The organism is Neomoorella stamsii (assembly GCF_002995805.1).
In the GTDB taxonomy this organism is placed as follows: domain Bacteria; phylum Bacillota; class DSM-521; order Neomoorellales; family Neomoorellaceae; genus Neomoorella; species Neomoorella stamsii.
The window spans coordinates 46,099-67,884 of the sequence record NZ_PVXL01000072.1; the positions used below are offsets into that span (position 1 = coordinate 46,099).

29 protein-coding genes are annotated in these 21,786 nt (G+C 53.2%); all 29 read right to left on the reverse strand.

Annotated features, from left to right (window positions below; all coding sequences use genetic code 11):
* Positions 1–10: 10 nt before the first annotated feature.
* The 29 genes from MOST_RS15135 to terS all read right to left on the reverse strand — a co-directional run bounded on the left by MOST_RS15135 (position 11) and on the right by terS (position 21,487).
* Entirely contained in the window at positions 11–928 is a 918-nt protein-coding gene (locus tag MOST_RS15135; protein WP_054937032.1) for a C1q-like domain-containing protein, read from the reverse strand.
* A gap of 1 nt (position 929) precedes the next feature.
* Positions 930–1,505 carry a YmfQ family protein gene (locus tag MOST_RS15140; RefSeq protein ID WP_054937031.1) on the reverse strand — a complete coding sequence of 192 codons (576 nt, stop codon included), beginning with the start codon at positions 1,503–1,505 and terminating at the stop codon, positions 930–932.
* Positions 1,502–3,070, reverse strand: a complete 1,569-nt coding sequence (locus MOST_RS15145; protein ID WP_054937030.1) for a baseplate J/gp47 family protein — start codon at positions 3,068–3,070, stop codon at positions 1,502–1,504. Before MOST_RS15145 ends, MOST_RS15140 begins: the two co-directional genes overlap by 4 nt.
* A complete protein-coding gene (locus MOST_RS15150; protein ID WP_054937029.1) occupies positions 3,063–3,509 on the reverse strand; it encodes a DUF2634 domain-containing protein in 447 nt (148 codons plus the stop codon). Before MOST_RS15150 ends, MOST_RS15145 begins: the two co-directional genes overlap by 8 nt.
* Complete coding sequence (locus tag MOST_RS15155; RefSeq protein WP_054937028.1) at positions 3,509–3,934, reverse strand: hypothetical protein; 426 nt, start codon at positions 3,932–3,934, stop codon at positions 3,509–3,511. Before MOST_RS15155 ends, MOST_RS15150 begins: the two co-directional genes overlap by 1 nt.
* Complete coding sequence (locus MOST_RS15160; protein ID WP_054937027.1) at positions 3,927–4,928, reverse strand: XkdQ/YqbQ family protein; 1,002 nt, start codon at positions 4,926–4,928, stop codon at positions 3,927–3,929. The genes MOST_RS15155 and MOST_RS15160 overlap by 8 nt, the downstream gene beginning before the upstream one ends.
* Positions 4,929–4,943: 15 nt before the next feature.
* A complete protein-coding gene (locus tag MOST_RS15165; RefSeq protein ID WP_054937026.1) occupies positions 4,944–5,603 on the reverse strand; it encodes a LysM peptidoglycan-binding domain-containing protein in 660 nt (219 codons plus the stop codon).
* Between the two features lie 286 nt (positions 5,604–5,889).
* Positions 5,890–6,252: a hypothetical protein gene (locus tag MOST_RS15170; protein ID WP_054937025.1), complete on the reverse strand. Its 363-nt coding sequence runs from the start codon at positions 6,250–6,252 to the stop codon at positions 5,890–5,892.
* On the reverse strand, positions 6,236–6,397 hold the full coding sequence (locus tag MOST_RS17390) for a hypothetical protein (protein WP_157049485.1): 162 nt from the start codon (positions 6,395–6,397) through the stop codon (positions 6,236–6,238). Before MOST_RS17390 ends, MOST_RS15170 begins: the two co-directional genes overlap by 17 nt.
* 19 nt (positions 6,398–6,416) lie before the next feature.
* On the reverse strand, positions 6,417–6,803 hold the full coding sequence (locus MOST_RS15175) for a hypothetical protein (protein WP_054937024.1): 387 nt from the start codon (positions 6,801–6,803) through the stop codon (positions 6,417–6,419).
* A 59-nt stretch (positions 6,804–6,862) separates the two neighbouring features.
* Complete coding sequence (locus tag MOST_RS15180) at positions 6,863–8,755, reverse strand: tape measure protein (protein ID WP_054937023.1); 1,893 nt, start codon at positions 8,753–8,755, stop codon at positions 6,863–6,865.
* A gap of 174 nt (positions 8,756–8,929) precedes the next feature.
* Positions 8,930–9,415: a phage tail assembly chaperone gene (locus tag MOST_RS15185; RefSeq protein ID WP_054937022.1), complete on the reverse strand. Its 486-nt coding sequence runs from the start codon at positions 9,413–9,415 to the stop codon at positions 8,930–8,932.
* A 20-nt stretch (positions 9,416–9,435) separates the two neighbouring features.
* Positions 9,436–9,876, reverse strand: a complete 441-nt coding sequence (locus MOST_RS15190) for a hypothetical protein (protein WP_054937021.1) — start codon at positions 9,874–9,876, stop codon at positions 9,436–9,438.
* A 13-nt stretch (positions 9,877–9,889) separates the two neighbouring features.
* On the reverse strand, positions 9,890–11,323 hold the full coding sequence (locus MOST_RS15195; protein WP_054937020.1) for a phage tail sheath subtilisin-like domain-containing protein: 1,434 nt from the start codon (positions 11,321–11,323) through the stop codon (positions 9,890–9,892).
* A gap of 4 nt (positions 11,324–11,327) precedes the next feature.
* Positions 11,328–11,510 (reverse strand): YqzN/YkzM domain-containing protein, encoded by a 183-nt coding sequence (locus MOST_RS15200; RefSeq protein WP_054937019.1) that lies wholly within the window; start codon positions 11,508–11,510, stop codon positions 11,328–11,330.
* Positions 11,510–12,361 carry a minor capsid protein gene (locus MOST_RS15205; protein WP_054937018.1) on the reverse strand — a complete coding sequence of 284 codons (852 nt, stop codon included), beginning with the start codon at positions 12,359–12,361 and terminating at the stop codon, positions 11,510–11,512. The genes MOST_RS15200 and MOST_RS15205 overlap by 1 nt, the downstream gene beginning before the upstream one ends.
* Positions 12,362–12,862 (reverse strand): HK97 gp10 family phage protein, encoded by a 501-nt coding sequence (locus MOST_RS15210; protein WP_054937017.1) that lies wholly within the window; start codon positions 12,860–12,862, stop codon positions 12,362–12,364. It abuts the gene before it with no gap.
* On the reverse strand, positions 12,859–13,032 hold the full coding sequence (locus MOST_RS17395; protein ID WP_157049484.1) for a hypothetical protein: 174 nt from the start codon (positions 13,030–13,032) through the stop codon (positions 12,859–12,861). Before MOST_RS17395 ends, MOST_RS15210 begins: the two co-directional genes overlap by 4 nt.
* 116 nt (positions 13,033–13,148) lie before the next feature.
* A complete protein-coding gene (locus tag MOST_RS17020) occupies positions 13,149–13,334 on the reverse strand; it encodes a hypothetical protein (protein ID WP_129588700.1) in 186 nt (61 codons plus the stop codon).
* Positions 13,335–13,377: 43 nt separating this feature from the next.
* Positions 13,378–13,653: a DUF7210 family protein gene (locus MOST_RS17025; protein ID WP_129588701.1), complete on the reverse strand. Its 276-nt coding sequence runs from the start codon at positions 13,651–13,653 to the stop codon at positions 13,378–13,380.
* Positions 13,654–13,656: 3 nt separating this feature from the next.
* A complete protein-coding gene (locus MOST_RS15225) occupies positions 13,657–14,697 on the reverse strand; it encodes a major capsid protein (RefSeq protein WP_054937014.1) in 1,041 nt (346 codons plus the stop codon).
* Between the two features lie 17 nt (positions 14,698–14,714).
* Positions 14,715–15,452, reverse strand: coding sequence for a hypothetical protein (locus MOST_RS15230; protein WP_054937013.1), 738 nt, complete (start codon positions 15,450–15,452; stop codon positions 14,715–14,717).
* 17 nt (positions 15,453–15,469) lie between these two features.
* Entirely contained in the window at positions 15,470–16,144 is a 675-nt protein-coding gene (locus tag MOST_RS15235; protein ID WP_244267063.1) for a capsid assembly scaffolding protein Gp46 family protein, read from the reverse strand.
* A gap of 41 nt (positions 16,145–16,185) precedes the next feature.
* Entirely contained in the window at positions 16,186–16,410 is a 225-nt protein-coding gene (locus MOST_RS15240) for a hypothetical protein (RefSeq protein WP_054937012.1), read from the reverse strand.
* Complete coding sequence (locus tag MOST_RS15245) at positions 16,410–16,736, reverse strand: hypothetical protein (protein ID WP_054937011.1); 327 nt, start codon at positions 16,734–16,736, stop codon at positions 16,410–16,412. The genes MOST_RS15240 and MOST_RS15245 overlap by 1 nt, the downstream gene beginning before the upstream one ends.
* A 383-nt stretch (positions 16,737–17,119) precedes the next feature.
* Positions 17,120–17,968 carry a phage minor capsid protein gene (locus tag MOST_RS15255; protein ID WP_054937009.1) on the reverse strand — a complete coding sequence of 283 codons (849 nt, stop codon included), beginning with the start codon at positions 17,966–17,968 and terminating at the stop codon, positions 17,120–17,122.
* A complete protein-coding gene (locus MOST_RS15260) occupies positions 17,968–19,407 on the reverse strand; it encodes a phage portal protein (protein WP_054937008.1) in 1,440 nt (479 codons plus the stop codon). The genes MOST_RS15255 and MOST_RS15260 overlap by 1 nt, the downstream gene beginning before the upstream one ends.
* Before the next feature lie 5 nt (positions 19,408–19,412).
* Positions 19,413–20,678: a PBSX family phage terminase large subunit gene (locus tag MOST_RS15265; protein ID WP_054937007.1), complete on the reverse strand. Its 1,266-nt coding sequence runs from the start codon at positions 20,676–20,678 to the stop codon at positions 19,413–19,415.
* Positions 20,675–21,487: a phage terminase small subunit gene (gene terS / locus MOST_RS15270; protein WP_083476660.1), complete on the reverse strand. Its 813-nt coding sequence runs from the start codon at positions 21,485–21,487 to the stop codon at positions 20,675–20,677. Before terS ends, MOST_RS15265 begins: the two co-directional genes overlap by 4 nt.
* Positions 21,488–21,786 lie beyond the last annotated feature (299 nt).

The following is a 21,786-nucleotide window of genomic DNA, read 5'->3' on the forward strand; positions in this document are numbered from 1 at the left end:
TAATCCCTCCTTATGCCACACGGACTGCGGCGAAATATGTGTATGTGGAGGCAACCTGTGTATCTCGTGCATTCGAGCTATATCCATAGATTTCTACATAATCGCCAGCGGCAAGCTTGAGCAGTACAGTGCCCCCTACAGAATCCTCGTCTACTGCTCCAATCGGACCTTGTTTCAAGCGCGAATGCGCCGCACCATTCACGTATACTGCTGCTGCATGATTTTCGCCATCTAACCCACCAGCAAAATGCACGCGGGCAGATACGATATAAATACCTCCAGTTGGGGCAATGAACTGATATTCAGCGTTGTCGTAAACGTTGCCTTGGTCGTAATTCTCCGTCTGGAATGCAATTTTCGTCCATGTTGCCGCGGCAAGAGATTGCGCCGTTGACTGGTACGCCCGAAACGCAGGCCAGTTTGCTGTGGCGAACGCGCTCGGGTCAATCTGCGGCCCATCCCCCGCCGCCCCAGTGTGCTTGTGGCCGGTGGTGGGGTCAAAATGGCTGGGGATATTGTGCGCCGCATCATCGGCCAAATGCGCAGCAAAATCAGTTTGGGCAGCAGCTCCTATATCGGCTGGGGCCAGGGCGTCCGCGCCACCCGTGGCGTGGGTAGTTTTATGGGCGCTCGGCGTAAAGCTGGCCGGCTTGCCGTCAATGTCGCCCCACTTCACCACGCCTACCTTCTGCCAGGCCGTGCCAGTATCGCGATAGATCATCTGCGTATCCGTGGCCACGTAGAGACGGCCGGCAGTGCCTGGGGCGGGTTTTTCGGCGTCCAGGCCAGCCTGAATGGTCGGCACGCCGCCCATGTCGCCGACGGCCTTCTGATCAATTATGTCCCAGTTCTCGTTGAAGGCCGCCCTGGAAACCGTCTCATTACCTAGGGGCTTTTTAATCCCCAGTTTAGGCGTAAGTTCCGGCATCCTAATCCCTCACCTCCAATTGATCCCACGTTAGGGCCAGAGAATCAAATTGATCCCAGGTCTCTTGTTTTTTGTCCCATTCATCCCAGAGGAAATAATTAAACTCGTATAAGATATCCAGGTGCGCCGGTACAACCGTCCGGACCGCCGCTTTGAGATCATCCAGGTTAGGCGGCACGCCGGTAGTGTCCACGAAATGCACCGTGATAGTGTAGGCCGCGTGGTCTTCTACGATGTCGATGGCACCCTTGTCATAGGCCTCGGCCACCTGCTTGACGACCGAAATCGTGGCCGTCCCGTACCCTCGCAGCCGTGAAATAATCTTATCTTGCCGTTCGACTTCCGGCTGGTCGGGTGTGACCGGCAGGCCGACCTCTTCCTCCCAGCGGTCTAGGCCCCAAGTGGCCGTGCGAACATAAAACTGGTCCAGCACCTCATCCAGGGCCTGGCGGAGCTTGTCAAATTCAGCTCCTTCCGCCTGGAGGATGGCCCGCATGATCCGGCTGGTTTCATAGTAGCGGGGCAGGTAGGTAAGCATCTCCTGCCCCCGGGTGCTGGTTATCGGGTAGTCGCTCATGTCAGGTTAACACTCCCCACCACAGCTACTTCTTGGTCACCCACTGTTACATTGGCCGTGCCTCCGTTGACCAACAGGTTCTGATAGTCTGTTACCCCTGGGGTATCAAGGATAGCCTGGCCTATGCGAACGTAGCGAACATCATTGTCGCTGGTGAAGGCCAGGGATTTGATATAAGCCGCAATATTATCCCGGACTGCACTTTTAACGCTATCGGCATTATATCCGGCAGCGATGGTCAGGGTGGCCGAAACGTTAATCAGTACCGCCGTTGCCGGCTCCACGGTTACCCGAGCGCCCACCGGGGCCTTGCCTTCGCCGGTATCCTTGCTAAAGGCGCTACGGTAAATTCCCCGGTCCACCCAAACTGTGGTCGTCGTGTCTGTAGTAAGCCGTGTTATTCTTAGTTCTATTTGGTCCTGGCCATTCCAGTAGAACTCTACAGTCTTATTCCCAAAGCTGGTAGCCAGATCGCTGGCCTTAAGAGTTACCACGGCATCTACTGTTCCGCTTGGCCTAGTCTTCGCCCAGGCCGCCGCCGACACATTCCATATCCCTATCTGAAGCAAATCTGCCGTCCCGGTATTATCATCCACCTTCACCCGCACCCGGGCCTGCCAGATGCCGGGCTGCTGGAGGAGAGCCTGCAGGCTAGAGTGGGTGATGGTCCCGGCTCCGGTAGCGTCGTAGACCATCTTCACGCTGTCGCCAGTATCATCAGTCAGCGTGGTGTCTACGCTAACCCCATAGCCGCCCAGGGACATGTTTTCTGCCTCGGCTTCATTCGCCCAGGGCGGGGCAATGTAGTTCTGTACCTCGTCCACTAGAGCCTGATCCGCGGGCTCCTTATTCGTGTTGATTATTGCTATGCTCACCGTGCCAGGACCGTCTCGGACAGGGATAACCGATACTCCGCCAACTCCCGGCACCTCCATTGCCCAATTAACATAGTCTGCCTTATTCCCGCCTGCGCTGGGCGACCGCACCCGCTGGAGGTAGCGGGCTAAAAGGGAAGCATCATCCTCTTCGTCCAGGCCCCCTGTGGCAGGTTCCGGATTATCAATTCCAGTGATGCCAGGATATGTTTCATACAGCATTGTAATAGTGTGTGCAGCCACGTTTCCTTGTGAGCCCGGTTCTTGTGCTCTTGCCGTTCCTGCGCCTGTTCCATCCGGACCAATTTCTATATCACTTTCAGTTACGAATCCTACCGCAGGCGCCGCTTCACTTGATTGAGTGCCTACAGGATGGCCTGCTGGCAAGATTGTGCCGGGCTCACCGGTTAACACCACGGGGGCCGTAGAATATGTTGCCGGCCGGCGGGTGATGCCGTGCTCTTCGCAGCGCAGGTCGAGGTACTGCCCAAAGGTGGTAGAGGCAAACCCGCGTTCCAGAACCTGCTGCGCCCATATCGCGGCAAGGGCAAGCTCGATGGCCGCCGGGGAAAGGGCGTCCCAAATAAAACTGCCTTCCGACTTATCCAGGTCAGAAGGCAGAGTATCAAGCATGCGCTGGAGAATGGTTTCATACGTCTGGTCTGTTAAATACTCTGGAAGGTCAGCCACTTATCTTCACCTCCAGCCTTTCGGGAGTACCGATAACCGGGACCACTGTAAAGGCTACTGTTACTTCATCCCCATACCAGTCGAAAGAAAAATCACGTACCATCTCGGTCCTGGGGTCTGCGAGCAGGGCTTCGGTAATTACCCGTTCCAATTCTGCTTCTACCGCATTGCGGGAAGGTTGCCTCCGGGCCTGCTCCAGCTCGCAGCCATAACTGGGACCGTACACTAAATAGGCAAATCGCTCGGTAAGGACGGCCTTGACGCAATAATGAGCCCAAGCAGTATGGCCGTCGGTCTGCACCACCCGGCCGGCGCCGTCTACAACAAAGTCACCTTTCTCAAAATCAAAGAACCAGCTCTTACCATATTTCGGCGCTGGCTCTGTTTGTTGCTGCTCTACAAGAGGCGGCACCTCGAAAGTAGGATATAAGCTCGGCATCACGTCACCACCTTACACAGCACTACCGGGTCGGTACCATCATTCACCCAGGCCACAAGCACCCGGTCACCTGCCTTTAAACTAGCTTTGAGATTAAGGTGGACATCCTGCACCTGACCAGGGTCCCCGGTCTGAAAGTCCAGCCGCTGGAGGCTGGAATAAGTGGTCGTACCTGGAATATCAGTCCCATCGCTGTTTACCGGAGAAGCCGTTTTCACCACCCGGGAAGCCTGGGGGATTTCTAACCGCATCAGCCAATCTGCAATTAAGTAATCCCCCGCGGGTATTGGTACAGGAAACCTGTCTAACAATAAACTCATATCGGCCTGGATTGTTCCTAGTTCCAAAACATCTGGCCTTTGCGCCTGCTGGGCTATCCTTGATGCTATCACCTGTGCCAGTTTATTTATGCCGGTATTAGCCAACGTCCTCAACCTCCAGGGCCATGGTCCGATCATTTGCGTTGTGTACTATCCCAGCCACCAGGTAATACCCGCTTATTGTCCCGGCAGTAATATGCACCTTATCACCACGACGCAGGAAAGGCAAATCAGGGGCCGAAATACGCCGTTTTTTTCTCGGCTGTCCCCGTTCGGCTAGTATATCCTGGGCCGCCGCCTTCGCCGCTGCCAGGTTGTCATATTGCTCTTTGTAGACCAGGTCCTGGAGCACTCCGAATTCAGTCCGGCCGTCGAGCATTGCCACGACCGGGGCACGGCCCTCTTTATCTTCGGCGCCCACTATTTTTACTCTGGTGACCAGATCCTCAATATCCTGCTGGTCTTCAACTTGCGCTACGTTATCATCTGCCCCAAAATGATAAACCGGGCTGTTCTGACCCGGTCTTATTATATCGATCTTTCCTTGTTTGCTCCGTACTATCCACTTACCCGCCCCGCGCTTTTTTGCCTGGTCCAGCACATCGAAAATCATATCGGCCAGAGTACGGCCCCGGAATACCTGTTTAGCCAATGCTGTGTCCGGGCCTTCTACTGTTCCAAGCGGTATTTGCCAGGCTTTGGCTATGTCTTCGATTATTACCCGGGCCAGGGTCCCAGAAGAATAGTACCGATCATCTTTACTCTTGGCTAGGTAAATCAGAGGGTCATAGGCGGTTATGGTGAAGTGCCCCAGGGGGTCTGTCCGGTAATGCCAGTTAAAGATGGTGCCCCGGAAAACCTCCTGCCATCCTTCTCCCCATTCCGAAAGCAAAACCACCTGGCTGCCAAGCGGCATTTTTTGGTGTAACCATTCGCCGTCACTCATTTGCTTGTTTTGTATCTCCGCTTCAAGCCTAACGGCAAGTTCCCCGCTGTTCTCCTCCCAGGAGAGGGAACGTAAGGCCTCATAAAGCCGTATTTTATCACCGTTAGGCAGGATAACGGCAAGGTCATACCTGATTTTTGCTACATCAATCATCGCTTTTCCCGCCTCTTATACCGGGATTCTAAGGGTCTGCCCAGGGAAGATTAACGACGGGTCTTTGCCTATAACACTTAAGTTTGCCTGATATATTTCCTTCCATCTTGACCCGTCGCCTAACGTCTTTTTAGCTATCGCCCAAAGGGTATCTCCGGGCTTAACTGTATAAGTTTTAGGCGGCGGTGGCGCTGGCCTGGCAGCAGTTTGCTGGCCGACTGACGCATTACCCAATTTAGCCTGCCTTTCCGCGTCGGTCATTACTATTAAATCCCGCGCCTGCACCAGCCGGATTGAGTACCAGCAGTCGCCGTAACCGCCCCGCCATTCGTGCTGGAAGCTGTCTTCGCCGTCGAAGTACACATCGTGATTGATGGGCGTTTCAGTCACCAGTAGACGTACTTTCTCCCCGCTGGCACGTATGGCTGATATATCCCCTACGATATCTTTAGGCGGCCGCCAGGACTTGATGAAAGGAAGGTTTTTTCGGGCTTCCCCCGGGAAAAACCCCTCCCAGGAAAACCGGGTAGGCACTATGCCACGGGGAAGTGCGATGTCGCCAAGGGCGATGACCTCGAAAGTCTGCATTTTATTCCCGGTCTGGGCGGTTATGCGCTCCGGATTTATGGGGAAATGAATAAAGCGCCCGGAGGGCGCTATGAGGTAGAAGTCCATCTTTATTACATCCCCCTTAAAGGGAATATCTTCTTCCTGTGGAAATAGCTATTTGGTTGACTACTGTCTGACAGAAAGGGGGTGCAGTTTTTGGAGAGACGCGTTATCGTTGAGGTTACTGGATATTGTCCCTATGTTGACGACAATCATAGCATTAGCGTCACCTGCGTAGAAACATTTTTCAGTAGGCGCCCTTCGCCAGTACGCCTTCCAACTAACTTCAAATGCAAATATGGATTGGAGTGTGGCCGCTCTAAAGAATGTCCGTTGTTTAAGGAAATTGAAGTTAACCCTTACTTGCTGATTTAGCCACAAATTTAGCTTCAAAGGCCCGAACTTCCTCCTCAGTCTCGGGCCATTTTTCTATACCAAAAAATTCGCAGTCATGCATCCGTTTTTCCTCCTCTGTTAATGGTCTAGCCAATATTTGCACATTCCACATATCGTAACCGAATGGTGAGAAATAGCGCCGGATCACAACATGTGCACGCAATTCTTTCGGGTTCTTCTTGTCGGGAATATATACTATATCCCCTGGTAAAGGAGCTTTTTCCATAGGTATACTAAACAATTCTTCCAATCCACCCTGAGGGCTTTCTTGCAAAGCCATGGGTAAATGTCCCTGGGCTAAGTCAGGTTTTATCAACATTGGGTAACAGACCTCCTAAAACATTTCTTAGGCTTTTGGCAAGCTCCTCCACCACTTTTTCAGGCTGAACCGAAACCTGCTCTTTTAGTTCGGCTACTTCTTTTTCTAATGCTAATAAGCGTTCTTCTATATTTTTGGCGGACATTATTAGTCGCCTCCTGCGTCTATCCTTTTTTCCCGGCCTGCCACCATTCTTTGAGCAGAGATTTTAACGAGGTGTCTTCGCTTGGGATGGAATCTGTCTTGTTATCTGTAGGCTTATAAAAGTTCCAGGCTATAGCGTATTCTACATACGGACCAAGCCAAGAAACAACGATTAATACCACAAAAAACCATCCTAATGAAGAAGGAAATTCCATACCAAAAAGCATTGTTGCAAACATAACAATAAACGCCGAAACTATCGCTCGGCCAGCCCATATATAGATATTTACTTTCTCGCCATTCGGCAATGCATTCTTCTCAAAAAACCTTTCAAACCGTTCCTTTTCATGTGACATTAAGATCCCAGATAGCAAAAGTACTATTATTACTAGCAGGATTAACATCATGATATCCACCTCCTGTTAATTATATTCTTGCTCAGGAGGTTTTTTCCTTTATCTGTTCATCAGGGTCTATTAAAAAAACAAGCCTCTATTTTTTGGGCTATCGCATCTGCAACCGCATCCGCTATTTCCTCAGCAGAAGCATCCCCTCCTGTTGAGCCATTAACTATTACCGTAACATTGTTGGTGATATTTGCGCTTCCAGATGATTGAATCCCCAGATATTTACCTGTGCGCTCCCATAGATTGATACCGCGATTACGATATTGGCCCGAAAGGGGAATAATCGCCTCTGGTCCTGCTTCCCCAGCAATAACGGGATAATTAACGATACCTCCAAATGCCCTGGCGCCTATGCTCTGACCACCAAAGACAGGGCCGGAGCCAGTATGGCTTTCTATGGTGCGAAAAGCCTCTAGTTGCGCTCGCGTATTACCTTCTATAGTTTTTTGCTCTATGATAGAAGTAATTAAATGCGAACCAAGAGCAGAAAATCCTCCTGCCACAAAGCCAACCCCAGCGCCAACTCCAGGTATAACAGACCCCATAGCAGCTCCACTAAGGCCTCCGGCTATAAAGGCTCCGATGGGGCTTTTTCGTAACGTTTCTTCAAAAGATTTTATTAGAGTTATAGCCATCGTTTTCCCAACGGTTATCATTGCCGTTCCAAACCTTGGCGCCGCAGCTTCCACCCCAGCAGCTATAAACTCACCAATCGAAGTTCCGATAGAATTAAGCTGCTCCTGCCCCCCACTATCCAGCCACTTCTGGATACTGTCCATAATGTCATCCCAAACAAACTTAACCTTGCCCCAAAAATCCAACCGCTGAAACTCCGGATTATCCAGGTAACGCCTCCTAATATACCCAAACGCTCTTTCGACGTTTCGTATAAGCGCCTCGCCGGCTTCCCTGGCGGTCCGTTCAAGGGTATTTCCCCAGCGTTCAACGGTAGCCTGGTTCTGCTCAAACCATTCTACCAAACGCAATACCTTCGGCTGGATAGCCTGGCGCAGGCCCTCACCCCAGCGGTAAAGAATTTGCATGCTAAAGGTATCCTTAATGGTGCTCCACAACCCCAGGAGAGACACACTCTGATTACGCATCATGTCCTTAAACCGCTCATTCATGCCTTCCACAAGGGCTTTGATCGCAGCATCGGCCGTAATGCCAGCCTTACCAAGGTTCTCCATCTGTTTTGCGCTAAGACCGAACTTCTTCTGCAAAATATCATAGGCCGGAATACCGATCTCCGTCAGTTGCATAATTTCCTCGGCACTAACCTTGCCCTTAGCCCTCATCTGCCCCAGTGCCCTGACAGCCCTGTCAATACCCTCAGCACCAACGCCCAGCCCGGCTGCGGCATTGCCAATGGCCGTCATCATGGGCACTACATCCTGGGCCGCAAAGCCAAAAGCCAGGAGCAGGCGGCTGCTTTCTTGTAGCTGCGGGAATTCAAATGGGGTCTTGGCGGCAAAGAGCTGCAATTCCTTTAAAAATGCTGTAGCTTTTTCCGCACTTCCCAGCATGGTTGTAAAGCCAATCCTCGCCTGTTCCATGTTGCCGGCCAGTTCCAGCGGGGCTTTGACCAGCCCGGCAGTTATTGCGGCCCCTCCAACACCGATTCCCAATAACCCCAGGGGAGAAGTCAATATACCAGTAAGACGCCTGATGGCACCGAACGCAGTATCTTTAATCCCCAGGGTTATGTTCCAGGCCCTACTCGTAATACCCCGCAACCCACGGCCCACCTTCTCAATGATGGGCATGGCCCTGTCCAGGACCGACAGCCTCAACCTATACTCCCTGGCCGCCATCTGCCGCAGGCGCTGGTTAGTTCGCTCTGCGCTTCTCTGGAACTTGTTTACCCTCTCCTGGGCCTGCCGGAGGGGGGCTTCGGTCTGGTCATGCACGATAATAGGTATCTCAATACGGTATACTTCACTTTCGGCCACCGCCCTTCGCCCTCCTTTCGGCCTCTTTCCTTATTTCTTCCTCAGCCTCTAGTTGCGCTCGCATGGAAGCAAGTATAAAGGCCCTGACTTTGTAGGGCTTGGCATAGAACTCATCGGGGGTGATGCCTACCCGCTGAAAGATATGGTGAAGCAGGGTAGCCCGGCCCCCTGCTTCTATGAGTTTTTTAGGGTTTCTTCGGTATCGGCCCGATCCTCATCGTTATAGCCGCTCAACTGTTCAATAAGCGTAATCACATCCTCTTTTTCGCCCCGGCGCAGGACCTTATCCACAATCATCCAGCCGGTAGTCACATCGGCCTTCCGCCAGAGGTCCTTGTTGTCCCAAAGCCATTTTTTGTCGTCAGGGTGCGTGGCAGTATAAATCAGCATAGAATTGTACTTAGCGGCGTTAAACTCCCCGGGAGTAGCCAGGCCACCGAGGCGCCGGTTCTTAACCGTCCTGGTGGCCGCGTTGCGACAGTTATCCATCTCCTCGTCGGTCAGGCCCCGCACCCGGAAGGCGAACAACTTTTTGCCGTCGCGGACCACGTTAAATGTCTCATAGTGCGTTATCGTCTCCATGGCTTCCAGGACGCCACCCACGTCCTGGAGGATAGTATTCTCTGCTGCAAGCAATTCATCGCGGTATTCGTCGCTCATTCAAGACCCCTCCTGAATTTTTAGTGCCCACGCAGGACGCCCATAAAATTGAGCACTGCGTCCTCTTCGCCGTCATCAAGCCCGCCAATAATCTTCTGCAGCAACCTTGCATCCTTCACCACTGTTTCCGTAAAAGTAAGAGTTACGCTATAGCCCTGTGGAATGCCCCACTTAATTTTTTTACCCGCAGGCTGGTAGTCAGTGTTCTCAAAATTGCTCTGGGCCTGCCACTCATTTACTTCGGCCAGGAAATTGCCATCACCGTCATAAAGCTCACCGTCATAGCCGCGCAGGATATGGCGCGGGTCAAAGGTACCGGAATCAAGCAAACTCTGTAAATCCGGCGGCTCATTTACCCTAAACGACCAGGCTCGGGTAATGATATCACCCGTCTTCACATTGGCAATATCTATATTCCCCTCAGGTACGCAGGAGCGAAAAACATAACGTCCATCACTCACTTAACCCACCTCCCTACTGCTGCTCCGATGGAGGAGCAAACCTAAAAGCAAAGGTCGCATAAACCTTCTCGGCGCTGTCCAGGTCATCAACCTGGGCCACGAACCAAGCGCTATCGCCGGCTGGCGGGTTATTCGGGTCCTCGTAAATCGTACCGGCCAGCAAAGCGCCCTCGGCAATCATGGTGTTAATAATCCCCTGGGCTGAAGCAATGAGCGTAGCCCTGCCATCCGGGCTGTTGTTGATCTTTCCGATGAGCGGATCCCAAGTGGCCGCGATGCGGTCCATCAGGTTGTCCCTGGTGCGCACCCGGCGGATCTTCTTCCAGCCGGCGTCCATGTCGGCAGTAGGAGTTACAAAGGTATTGATGCCGTACTCAATCTGCACCTGCTTCTGCGCCGACATGGTAAACACCAGGGCGCCGGACTGGATGGCCTGCTCTATTTCAGCGTTGGTGAGGGCTCCCACCAGTTCGGTGGCATTACGTACTACCGCATGAGTGAGGCTGTCAGTTATTTGCGCCGCAGCCACCATGCCGGCCACCCGGGCAGCCGCCTTGTAACCCTCCCTGGCCACCCCGTCGGAACCCTTAAAGCCGTTGGCCACGTAGATAATTGGCGGGTCGTTAAAGGCTGCAGCATTAGCCAAGCGAGTAGTCAAGGCAACACTGGTAGGTTCGCCCACGACCGCAAGCACCCGCTTGCCTTCGTTCCGTACCCGGTCAATATAGGTCTGTACTGTAGTATGAGTTGCTGGGTCTTCGGTATCCACGGCCAGGACATTCCAATCAATTGCCTCGATAGCACTCAAACCGGCACTGTAATCCGTACCCGTTACCGTGGGATCCGTACCACCGGCCAGGGCTTGCTGATTAATGGCCGCCAGGGTGCCGTTGCCGTCCGCCAGTTTGGTAGCTGTAATCCAGGGACTATTCGATGCAGTCACGGCGTCCACCAGGGCCTGGGGCTCGCCTGTGCCCTTGGCGAAGGTAATGGTCTGCCGCAAAGTGGTGCCCTCGTAGACCAGTAACTCTCGCTTTGTGGCATCAGTTAGAGAATCCCGGATGGTTATTTTGAAGTCATTGCCTCTGATACCCTCATACTTGGCGGTCAGAGTAACAACATCCGCCGGAGTAGCCGCGGTATCTTTGAGGGTTAGTGTAGCCTTAGTCCCGCCGGTCCCCAGGCGATATGCCAGAACCCGCCGGCAGCCGCCACGGAAAGCCTCTGCCGCCACGTCCAGGGTGCCACCGCTGCCATAGGTGGCGGTAATAGCATCGGCGTTTTCCAGGGTTACCACCTGGCCCAAGGGCCCCCAGGATGCCCGCAGCAAAGCCGCCACTATGCCCTGAGGTACCACGGCCACAGCAGGTTCCCCGATATTCGTTACTCGAACGTACACACCGGGACGGATCTTCTGCTCGCCTACCTGAAATACAGAACCTGCCACTTAATCACACCTTCCTTTCCAGAAATGCTTTGATTGCCGCTTCTGCCTCTGCCCGGGTCATGGTATCCTTGCCGGCAAGGCGCAGGGCGCCGGCAACGACTTCGGGCTTGACTCCAAAAGAAGAAGCCGCGTTGATTAACTCATCGCGGCTGTAAAGTGCCTCATTACTGCTTTTTTGTCCCGCCATTATGTCACCTCCCCGGTTGTGGCGCCGCTGACAACAGCCCTATTCAGTATTGGATCTGCAGGTTTAGCAATCAAAACGCCGTACCTCCCTGTCACCCTCATTTGTCCCGTCCGCAGGTAATCCGCCGTGCTATCGGCGGCAATATTAGTAATAAACATCGGTGACCCGTCATCCATGGTCAAGCGCCTGGTGGCAGCCAATCTCTCGACCAAACGTTTTAACCATACCAGCCTGCCCTTTGCTGTAGGCGCAATAATATGCCCCATAACTGTAGCGTCATACCAGGCTACGCTTTGCTGCTGTTGTGCCACCTGGTGGCCAGCAAAGCGCCAGTAAAGGGCCGGGGTGTTATCAGTAGGTGCCCATGCAGCAGGGTCAATCTGGACTTCCGGGAAAGTCGCGGCAACCCAGGAATTGAGGGCCGCTACCGGATCTGGTGAGGTAGTGGTCTGCACCTGAAATGCCAGGGCCACATTCTGGACCAGCACCCGGAACCCAAACAAAAATCTATCTCGCTGGTCTCTATCATAGATAGCAGGCACTTCCTGGAACTGGGCGGCGTAATTACCGCCAGAAGTCACGATAATCCCCGTGGAAGGCCGAATTAAATATCCCAGCAGGCGCCAGATGCGTTCATAGCCCACCTGGTGATCTTTGGTGCGAAGTTGAATGTATAATTCTCGCCATGCTTCCGGGGGCTCCTGCAAACCCGTTCCGCCTGTGTCAAATATAGTTACGGTTTCATCTGGCTCATCCGGCTGCATATCAACAAAGAGATTTTGCCCAAAGGTTCCCTCGCCAAGGCTTTCAAAATACTGGACGATGTCACGGGCAACTACTGCAGCGGTCACTTACCCCAGCTCCTCTTTTAGGGCCTTCTTCACGCTACGAAGAACGTACTTTCCTACCTTATCAATGTTTTGTTCAACAGTCCGTTTCATCCAGGGGTTACCTTTATAACCCGGGTGGCGAACCCTTTTAGCAAACACCACTGCTGCTCTTTTTTTGCTTACCACCAACCGCCCTGTCTTGCTACGATACAGCGGTTTGCGATCTTTTAGCCGCATACCGGCAACCGGGATAAAAGCTAGAGCCTTTGCTTCTCGGGGGATAATCTCATGGGGTTTTGAACCTTCATGTACCGCAACAGCGTAGGGTGTGTTAGCTGAAATGCTTACCATCATACGATCTCGATAGGGTGTTACAGTCTGGCTTCGCCGTAAGGTACCGGTTTTTATGGGTGTATTGTTAATAATTTTAGTTAAAAGCCCCTCAGTAGCGGTATACAAAGCGTCAAAAGCGGCCCTTTTCACTATTTGAGAAATCTGCTCCCCCGTCGGAAAGTCCCTCACACCGCCACCTCCCGGTAAAGCAACTTGCCATCCAGGCCTGGCGTTTCGCTAACCGCTATTACCGGCCATTCTCTACCCCCATACTCCAGAACATCTCCCGGTTGGACTGCTTCCAGACAAAAAACCCGCGCCTCGCTAATTACTTCCTCGCCCTGCTTATTGCGCACCATACGGCGTCGGCTTTCCCACCTAACCCGGATATTTATGGGATCTGCAAAAACAGGCTGGTACCCGTTATTCCCAATCACCTGCTTCCAGGTAACCATCTGATTAAGATATAGCCCAATCACCGCAGCCCACCAGCCTTCAAGCTTGGTCCCCGCAGAAAATACCATGCCTGCGGGGCAATGGCAGGGTCATGCCGTGGCTTATAGATTTCGGTGAGGCTCCCGATATTGGCGTGGGCTACACCGGCCTGCTGCAGTTTAGCACGCTCGTCTCCTTCCAGGAGCCAGATCGCCTGTTCATACACCGCATAAGAAAACCGGGTAGCATCTACCCGGTCTCTATAGAGCTCAAGTTGCCTTTCGGCGGTTAACAGTGCCTTTTCTTTGTCGGTCTGGCTTGCGCTCTCCCACGCTTGGCTGTTCAGCCGCTGGCTGAAGTATAGGTTCGCTCCCGCCAGGTCCGCCATCGTTTACCACCTCTTCGGGCTCTTCGGGTTCGGGCAGGATGCGCCCGGCGCCGGATTTCTCCAGGTGCCGGGCGTCCGCCTCGCCAACTTTAATTATCTCGCCCGGGCCGTACAGGCCGCCGTTGTGCCGCACATAGCCGATCAGCTCAACTCGCATGGCTTACGCCTCGCTCAAGACCACGCCGATGAAGATGGTGTCGGCCATGGGGAACGTCGGGATGCTGGTAGCCGCAGCCTTAGTCCACACCGCAGGCGGCTCACTCTCCTGGGTGACGATGGCGTAGATGCCGGCCGCTTCCCGGGCATCCACTTCGGGATCAAGCAACGCCTCCGCTGTCGGCCCCATCAGTGTTTCACCCAGAGAATTCGGCGGCAGGAGCACAAACCGGGTGCTCGGGAAGAACCGCACCGTGCTGATGGTACCGTCCTCCGCCTGGACTCTCACCTGCAAGTCGTAGGTTGCAATCCTGGGCAGGTCCAGAGTCGCTAGGAGGTCATTCACCTGGTTTAGGCTGACCGCCCGAGTGCCGCCCTGGTCGCCGTAGATCATTTTGCGGATCTGGGCATTCTGGATCAGGTGGCTTGCTACCACATTGGAGGTCAGCGCCCTGGTGGGCCGGATGCCAGTATCGGCTACGACTGTATCAACCCACCGCTGGATATCGTCCACCGGGGTTGCATTGACATGGTCGCTCCACAGGGCGGTGCCAGACAGGGTTTCCTTATGAGTAGTAGGCACCCCGTAATCAACATTCATAATGACCCCGTTTTCATTCAGGGTCAACTGCCCGTAGGCCACGGCGTCCATGCGCATTTTTTCGATGCGGGCCTGGACGGCGTCAATCATATTGTCCAGGTCGTTGTAAAGCTGGTTGCGGACCATATCCACATCGCCGGCGCCTTCACGCTTTAGGGCAATCAGCATCCGCTCATCCAGGTTGATCTTCCGCTTAATGGGCGGGATCTCGCCGCTAATCTTGGCCGCCCCATCGCGGCTGGCGATCTGTGCCTCAGCCCCGAAGGCCTGGACACTGGCCATTACCGGGAGCAAGTTCTGGCTCTTCCAGTAATCGAAAGTCAGTTCGTTGACCGTATTTACCGGAAACAGGGTCGGCCCTACGTAATTCCGGGGTTGCCGCGCCCGGGCGTAGGCCAGGGTAGCTTTGCGACTGAATTCTTTAAGCAGTTCATTCACTCCCATTTATACCACCTCCAGGATTATACGAACGTAACGCCAGGTATGTTGGCTTTCACTACATCATCAGGAGCCTGCGGCAACCGGGCAGTAATTACCCGCCCATGATCAATTGCAGTACTCACCTGGTCAGAATGCGCCACGCCACCGGAAAGAGTGAAGCTGGTAAAGATCACTTCTTCCGCCAGGATGGCCGTGGGGGTCACGTTTGCGTCGGTACCGCCGGCCAGATTGGTGGCCGCTACTGCAGCAACCACACCAGCACCGGTGGAACCGGTAGCATTCGCCACGTCAACGAGCGACGAAGCAGCGTAATCACCCTTGACCAGATCAATTACCTGCTGCGCGGTGCTGGTCACTACTCCACCAGCATCGGTAGCAAGCTGGATCGTGATGTCTTTGGTAGCCACATTTACCGACTGGATTTTGAGCGGCAGAGAAGCGCCGTTATTGACCAGCGTAATTGTGATGTTGTTGCCACCGACCCCTGCTTGTTTAGCAGTCCAGACGATAGCATTGTTGTCAGCTACCGCGCCGGTAGTCAGGGTGGCTTTGGTAGCCGCCACGTACTTGGCATACTTACCGTTAGCCTTTTTACCTATGAAAGTACCTGCGGGCAGCTTCTTAATACCATTTGCGTCTGCCGTAACGTCAGCCGCATCCAGGGTTACACCTCCACGGATATAGCGCACCTGCTGACTATCCAGGAAGCTGATTTCACCACCGAAAGTGGTGGTCTTAAGCCCAAGGTTATAAGCCATGCTTAATCACGCTCCTTTTATTTTGTCGCCCAGGGGTCATATCCGACCTGGGGTGCTTGTTTTTTATTTCGTTCCTCAGCTAATTTTTTAGCCGCCTCAACCGGGTCGGGAGCACCGCCGGCGCCGGGGTTGCTTCCGGAGCCAATACCGCCCCTGGTTTTTCCAGCTTCCCCCAGCAGTTTGGCTAGGTTCTTGGCGTCTGCCCTCAGCTCTTCCTCGTTGGTGCCAAAAATGCGATCAGCCCAGGCCTTCGGAAGCCCTACTTCCTCCAGGATACGCAACTTCATAACCTCAAGTTTGGCCTCAGCTGCTTCCCTGTCTTTCTCCGCAAGGCTCCGCTCTAACTCTGCCAGCCTTGCCTGTAGCTTTTCGGCTTCAGACATCTGGGCTTCCTTGATTTTTTTAAGCTCTTCTGCCGCTTTCTTTAGATCATTGTAGTCCTTGTACTTTTCCCGTTCACGACTTAGCCGGTCCGCTATGATACGGTCCAATTCTTCCTGCGTGAACGTCTTGCCCGGCTGCTGGCCGCCGTCGCCCTGGCCCGTGCCAGATCCGCCTTTATTACCATCGCCGCCCTGGCCGCCGTCCCCGGCGCCAGTCCCCCCGCCAGCAGTACCTCCGCCGGCGTCATTAAAAAGGCCTCGCATCATTAGCGGGTTGAAACGAAAGCGTTCTCTCCAGGATTTAAACATGCTTGTACCTCCTCCGGGTTGTTACCGGGTTCCCGTCCCCGTTATTCGCAATAAGCGCAAAGGGCCTTATAGTAGCAGTCGCCCTTTGCAGCCTCTAGTAAGCCAAGTCTTTCAATATAACTAAGAGTATCGGTCCAGCCCACTTCAAAAGTCCCATCTTTGTTAGCTACACAAACCAAAATGCCCTGTATTTCACCCTTCGCAAATTTGGAGGTGAGCCGGTCAATAATCTCGCCCACGTTGCCGAAGCGTACTATTCTGGCCATCACTTCACCCCCGCCAGCCGCTTAATACTTTCTGGCGGCTCTTCATCAAGCTCCCGGTATAGCCGGATAAGCTTCCGGGCCGCCTTGCGCTTCTCTTCCAGCGGGGCGTCCACCCCGCCCCGGGCCCCGGCTAGGGCCGCGGCCGCCGCGTGGACTGCGTTACGGTTAAGTGCCCCATTGGGCTCATATACCGGAAGTTTGCATTTGGCCTTGACTTTCTCCCCGCCAGGCTCGTTTAAATCGATGAGGCAGGCCCTGCAAAACGAAGCGGCATCTTTGTAGTCGCTCTCGGAAATACTACTCCAAGGTCTGTTACTGATAGGCACTTTACTTCACCTCCCGCAGCAGGTAAAACGAAACCCCTGGCGAATTTAACCAGGGGTGATATGATGACTCACTGGAGTATTCAGAACGATAAACTGTCGGTAACGGTGGGAATTAATCATCGCCTGTGGATCCTCAGGCAACAGGGTATGCTCCCTACGCTCATCCGGCTCGGTAAAGAGCATACCCGCTTATTCTGGAAAGAGCGCGGCCTGTGGTATATTCCCAAAGGCCCCAGGCGCATAATATCAGGCGATGTATTCTGGGACGAAGTAAACTCTCGGTGGTGTTATAGTAAACGGATGATACCCCTCGAGTTTAATGACCCGCTAATTTACGGAATAGCGATAGAAGGTATCCCTAAGCCGCCCAAAAAGAAAAGCACCTAAGAGCCCAGTTCCTTTTCAAGCCTTTCGATTTCTTCATCCAGGTCAATATACAACCCATATGCATGACGGCAATTGGGATGGAACAAGCCTGCTTGTTTAGCTTCCTGAAGGGTCGGAAATCCCCTGGTCCTCCCTGTAAGGCTTAAGATTTTCCCCTGCCAGGGACTGCATTTATTACATGCCCCAGAATGCGTGCTCACCTTAACCAGGTCATGGCCATGCTCCAGTAAGCGATTCGCCGTACCCTGTAGATGAGCTTCCATGGTGGTGGTCCGGGCCACCATCTCTGTATAGGATCGCATATTCCAATTACGACCGGCGGCATCCTCAAAACCCGTGACGCCTCTTTCAGCCAGCTGTTCCCGGTAGCTTTTTGCCACCTGCTCCCAGGTTTTGTAGCCGATGACGCTACCTCGTATATTCTCCAGGGCCAGGACACGGTAAATATCTTCTGATTTGCGACCGATGGTCTGGACTACGCCTTCCAGGCGATTATAAGCCGCTTCGGCTAGTACCTGGGCTGCTTGCTGGTGGATCACACCAAAGCCCACGATGATTTTTTCCCGCTGGGCCTTCAACTGCTCTTCCGCAAATTTTGCTCCTTCAACATAAATCCTGGGGATGGCTTCTTCGCACCATGTCCGGGACCCATTCCGCAAGTCTTCTAAAATGGCCTGAACATTAGCCAGCATCGCCTGAAGATATTCGGTCTTATTGCCCCGAAGCAGGGCTCTGTTAATCTCGTTTAAAATCTCCCGTTCTGCTTCGGTATAGAGCTGCACCAACCGTGCCACTTCGTCCTCGCTGAAACGTACCAGCCTTTCATCCGGTCCCCGCGGCGGCATTAACTACCACCGCCCTGCCCGACCGCCGGTGGCAGGCTCACTCGCGGCGCTGACGGCGCCTGGCCCTGCCTGCCTCCCCTGATGCGGTCCAGTTCCTCCTGCAGTGCTTTCCCGTCTAAACCATCAAGGCGTCTCACGCTGCTCTCCAGACTGGTATTGCCTGACGCCAGCCGGATCTGCTCCACTTCTGCCTGCTCCATCTGGTCCACCGGCAGGCCGTCTGCCCACTCAATGCGCGGTATCTTTGGCTCATAACCGCCCCGGCCATGGGTCACATCCAGGACCTGGGCGGCGTAGAGGATGTTCTTTAGCCCCTGGTCGAAATACAACTTCTTGCGGTTAATCTTCGCCAGGGTACGGATCAACCGGAACTTCAGCGCCCGGCCGCTTTCCGCCACCCCTGCCTTGTCCAGGCCGAACGCCGCCGGCGAAACCTCGGACATCATCATAAGGAGTTCAAGGAGCTTATCAATCTGCTTAAATGCTGCCTCCAGCTGGGCATCCCACACAAGGTATTTGGGCAGGTCGCCGGCCTGCTCCTGGTCCACCTCGACCACCTGCAGGTCCTCTTTTTCGATGTACCACCGGCGCAGCTTCTCGTCGTAACGCATCAGGCCCGGTGGGACGATCAGTTTTGGGTCGGAATGCTTGTCCAAAATCCGGCTGATCTTACTTACCCGGTTGTTCAGCTCGTCAAACATGCTTTCCAGGTCCACATAATCGCTGATGCCCCAAAACATATCATCCAGGCGCCAGTTGGGCACGTGCTCTACCAGCAGTCCCGGGTACCCGGTTTCCTGTTCTTCTGGCAACCCCTCATATTCTGGTAAAGTGGAAAGCGGTACTTGCCGGCGAATCCGGCTGCCGTCCAGGAGCCAGAGTTCATTGCGGATTATCCCGGGCAGGTGGATCTCCTTTCGTAAGTACCTGCGGTCACCATCCTCCTTCACCCAGGCCAGTGTTGCCCCGGTCATCTCCTGCACGTTGTCGCCGTTCAGATGAGGGAAGAAAATATTTGCTGGCACCGCCTCGATGATGGCTTGCTCACCCTCGGACCAGTCCCGGTACTTGCCGAACCGGGCTTTATACACCGCATCACCGCGCCAGCTGGCCGACAGGGCCATCTCATAGTTGACGGTATGCAGGTTGTTATCGCTGATAATCTTATCTACCGCCTGTTGTTCCTGGCTATCTTCTTCCCCGACAACAACCCGGATCTGCTCCCCAAAGAGAAGGTCAGCACAAATTTTGGAGATAAGACCGGCAAAGTTGGCTACGATGTAGACGATGGTCTTATCCATTTCCCGGTCCAGCCACGCCTGCACCCGGGAGTAAACTTCGTCATGGCGGCCGAAAAAAAGCAGCCGGTAGCGGGCGTAATTCTCAAGCCGTTTCTCATGGCCTTCAGGAGGCCAAGTTTCCCATTTTTCCTCTGCCAAACATATCACCACCCTGCGGGTTTACTGCCGAAGGCCCGGGCTGCTTTCTTGCCAAATCGGGAATAAATAAAATACCGGTTGCGGTCCATCGCATGATCATTCTGCTTTAAGGGTTTATCTTCGCCTCGTTCCTGGGCCTTGGGGTCCCACACATAAGAGCCAAATTCCTGGACAGTAGCCTTGCAACTCTTATCAACAAAAAAACGCCCGGTACTTAAAAAATTGGCCACCAGGCGAATACCGTTTATCACGTCGTTATCCGCATCGCGGACCTGGGTAAAGCCTTTTTTGCGCAGCTCCGCCTTAAAGCTCGCAGCCGAGGGGTCCAAATAAATAAACCTCGGTACTATGTCTCCGAGGAACTTCTTAAAGTCTTCCGCGAACTCGCTATCCGTTTTCTGCCGGCCGGTCTTTTTAGCATCCCAGTAATACTCTTTGAGCAGGTAAACCTTATCACCAGTAATACCGTACAGGCCGAAAGTCATTACTGTGGCTGTGGCGTAGTCAATGGCCACGCCGTACTCCTGGTGCTTTTGAGGGCAGTCAATAAGGTGGAGGTTCTCATCCCACATATCGTAAATTACGCCCTCGGCCAGCACCCAGAGACCAAGGATCATCCGCTTGTACCAAAGACCAGAGAACAAACGCTTATAACGTTCTTTTATCTTTGGAGACAGCGCCGGATTATCGTCCAGGGTAAAATGCAGGTAGAGTATACGCTTTTCTTTAGCCTTGTCGATATAATCCTGCTTGATGTAATGGTAAGGCCCTTCCGGGTTGCAGTTCATCCATATTTTGGAGCCCTCAACAGAGCAGCGGCCGATCATCTGCTCCACAAAGCTTTCGGGGAACAGGGCCACCTCATCAGCCAGGGCCCCAGCGGCAGTTAACCCTTGCAATACATCCTGGCTGGCTTCGTTGTTGGCTCCAAAGCAATAATAAGTGTTGGTGCCGATCTCAATATAATGCTCGCTTCGATGGTACCGGTAGGGGATGCCTTTGGTAGCTAATATCTGGAACATGGGGCGCAGTACATTGCGTTTAAGCGCCCCCATACTTTTGCCGGCCAGGATAAAGTTCTGGTTGCTAAACGTATGCAGCGACCAGGTGATAAATGAGTCGATCATGGATATCGTCTTGCCGGATCTTATAGACCCGTCGGCGATTACCATGTCGTAGTCGCGGTATGGGCTTTTCTCCGTCCACCAGGTCAGGATTTTTTTCTGCTTGAGGGAGAATGGCTTAAACTTAAATGCTACTGCCTGCTTCATTCTTCCTCAACCTCGTTTTCCCATACCTCCCCGGCCGCCTGATTGAGGGCTTCTACATACTCACTAACATCGACATCGTTAGGCTTTTCAATTTTGGCCTTTTCGAGGGCCAGTTTCTCTTTGGCCAGTTCTAGCTTGTCTTTCTCAATACTGATATCCTGCTTCAGCTTCTCCAACCGTAGCCGGTGCTCTTCACTGCCAAGGCCCTTCTGTAGGAGTTCTTCATAACGAGCCATCAGTTTTTCCAGGGCCAGCATAGCCCTGGCCTGGGCCTGGAGAAAGCTGGCGTGTTTGTCCCAGGCGTGCTGGAGCTCCCATTCTTTCTCAGAAAATGTATCACCATCCTTGACGCGTTTTAATATTTTGGTCAAGTCATTCTGGTCCTTTACGAACATAATCTTCTGGGCCCGGGCTATGGCTGTGTACTGGATGATAATGTTCTCCCAGAGGATGTCCAGGGGGCCTTTTTCAACTATGTCCAGGGCAAGGGGGAGGACTTCCTGAGGAAATACTTTAGCAAAAAAGCCATGGCGCTCGGCGTTCTTATTGCCTTTTGGAGCACCATGACCGGCTGCATTTTTATTCCCTTTTGGGGCGCCGGGCTTCCGTAAACCCTTTGGAGTACTCCGTTTATCTTTTTGAAGTACTCCGTTAAGCTTTTCCTCCCATTTATCCTTACATTTCCAGCCGCCTACGGTTTTTTCCGGTATGTTAAGGCGCCTGGCGATTTCCCTGTTAGATATATTTCCTTCATGTTCTTTATAAAGCTGGAAAGCTAGTTCTCTTTCTGGGCTGCGCTGCCTGGCCACTACATTTCACCCACCTCCCGGATGGGGATTGTTTGTTCTGCAAAAATAAAAGAGCCCGGAGGCTCTAATACTCTAGCTATTCACATTTCACGACATAGAATTGCTTATTGCAGTCAAGGCATTTGTATCGATGCTTCATTACTCTTGGAGTAATATCGTTGCCATCAGATGTCCTTATACCATATGCCATTCCTGTTGGAACTACGCTCTTGCTACCGCAATAAGGGCACTTTTCTTCTGAGGATGTCTTAATTTCTTCGCTTTGCAAATTTCTCACCCCTTTCACCTACCATAATTCG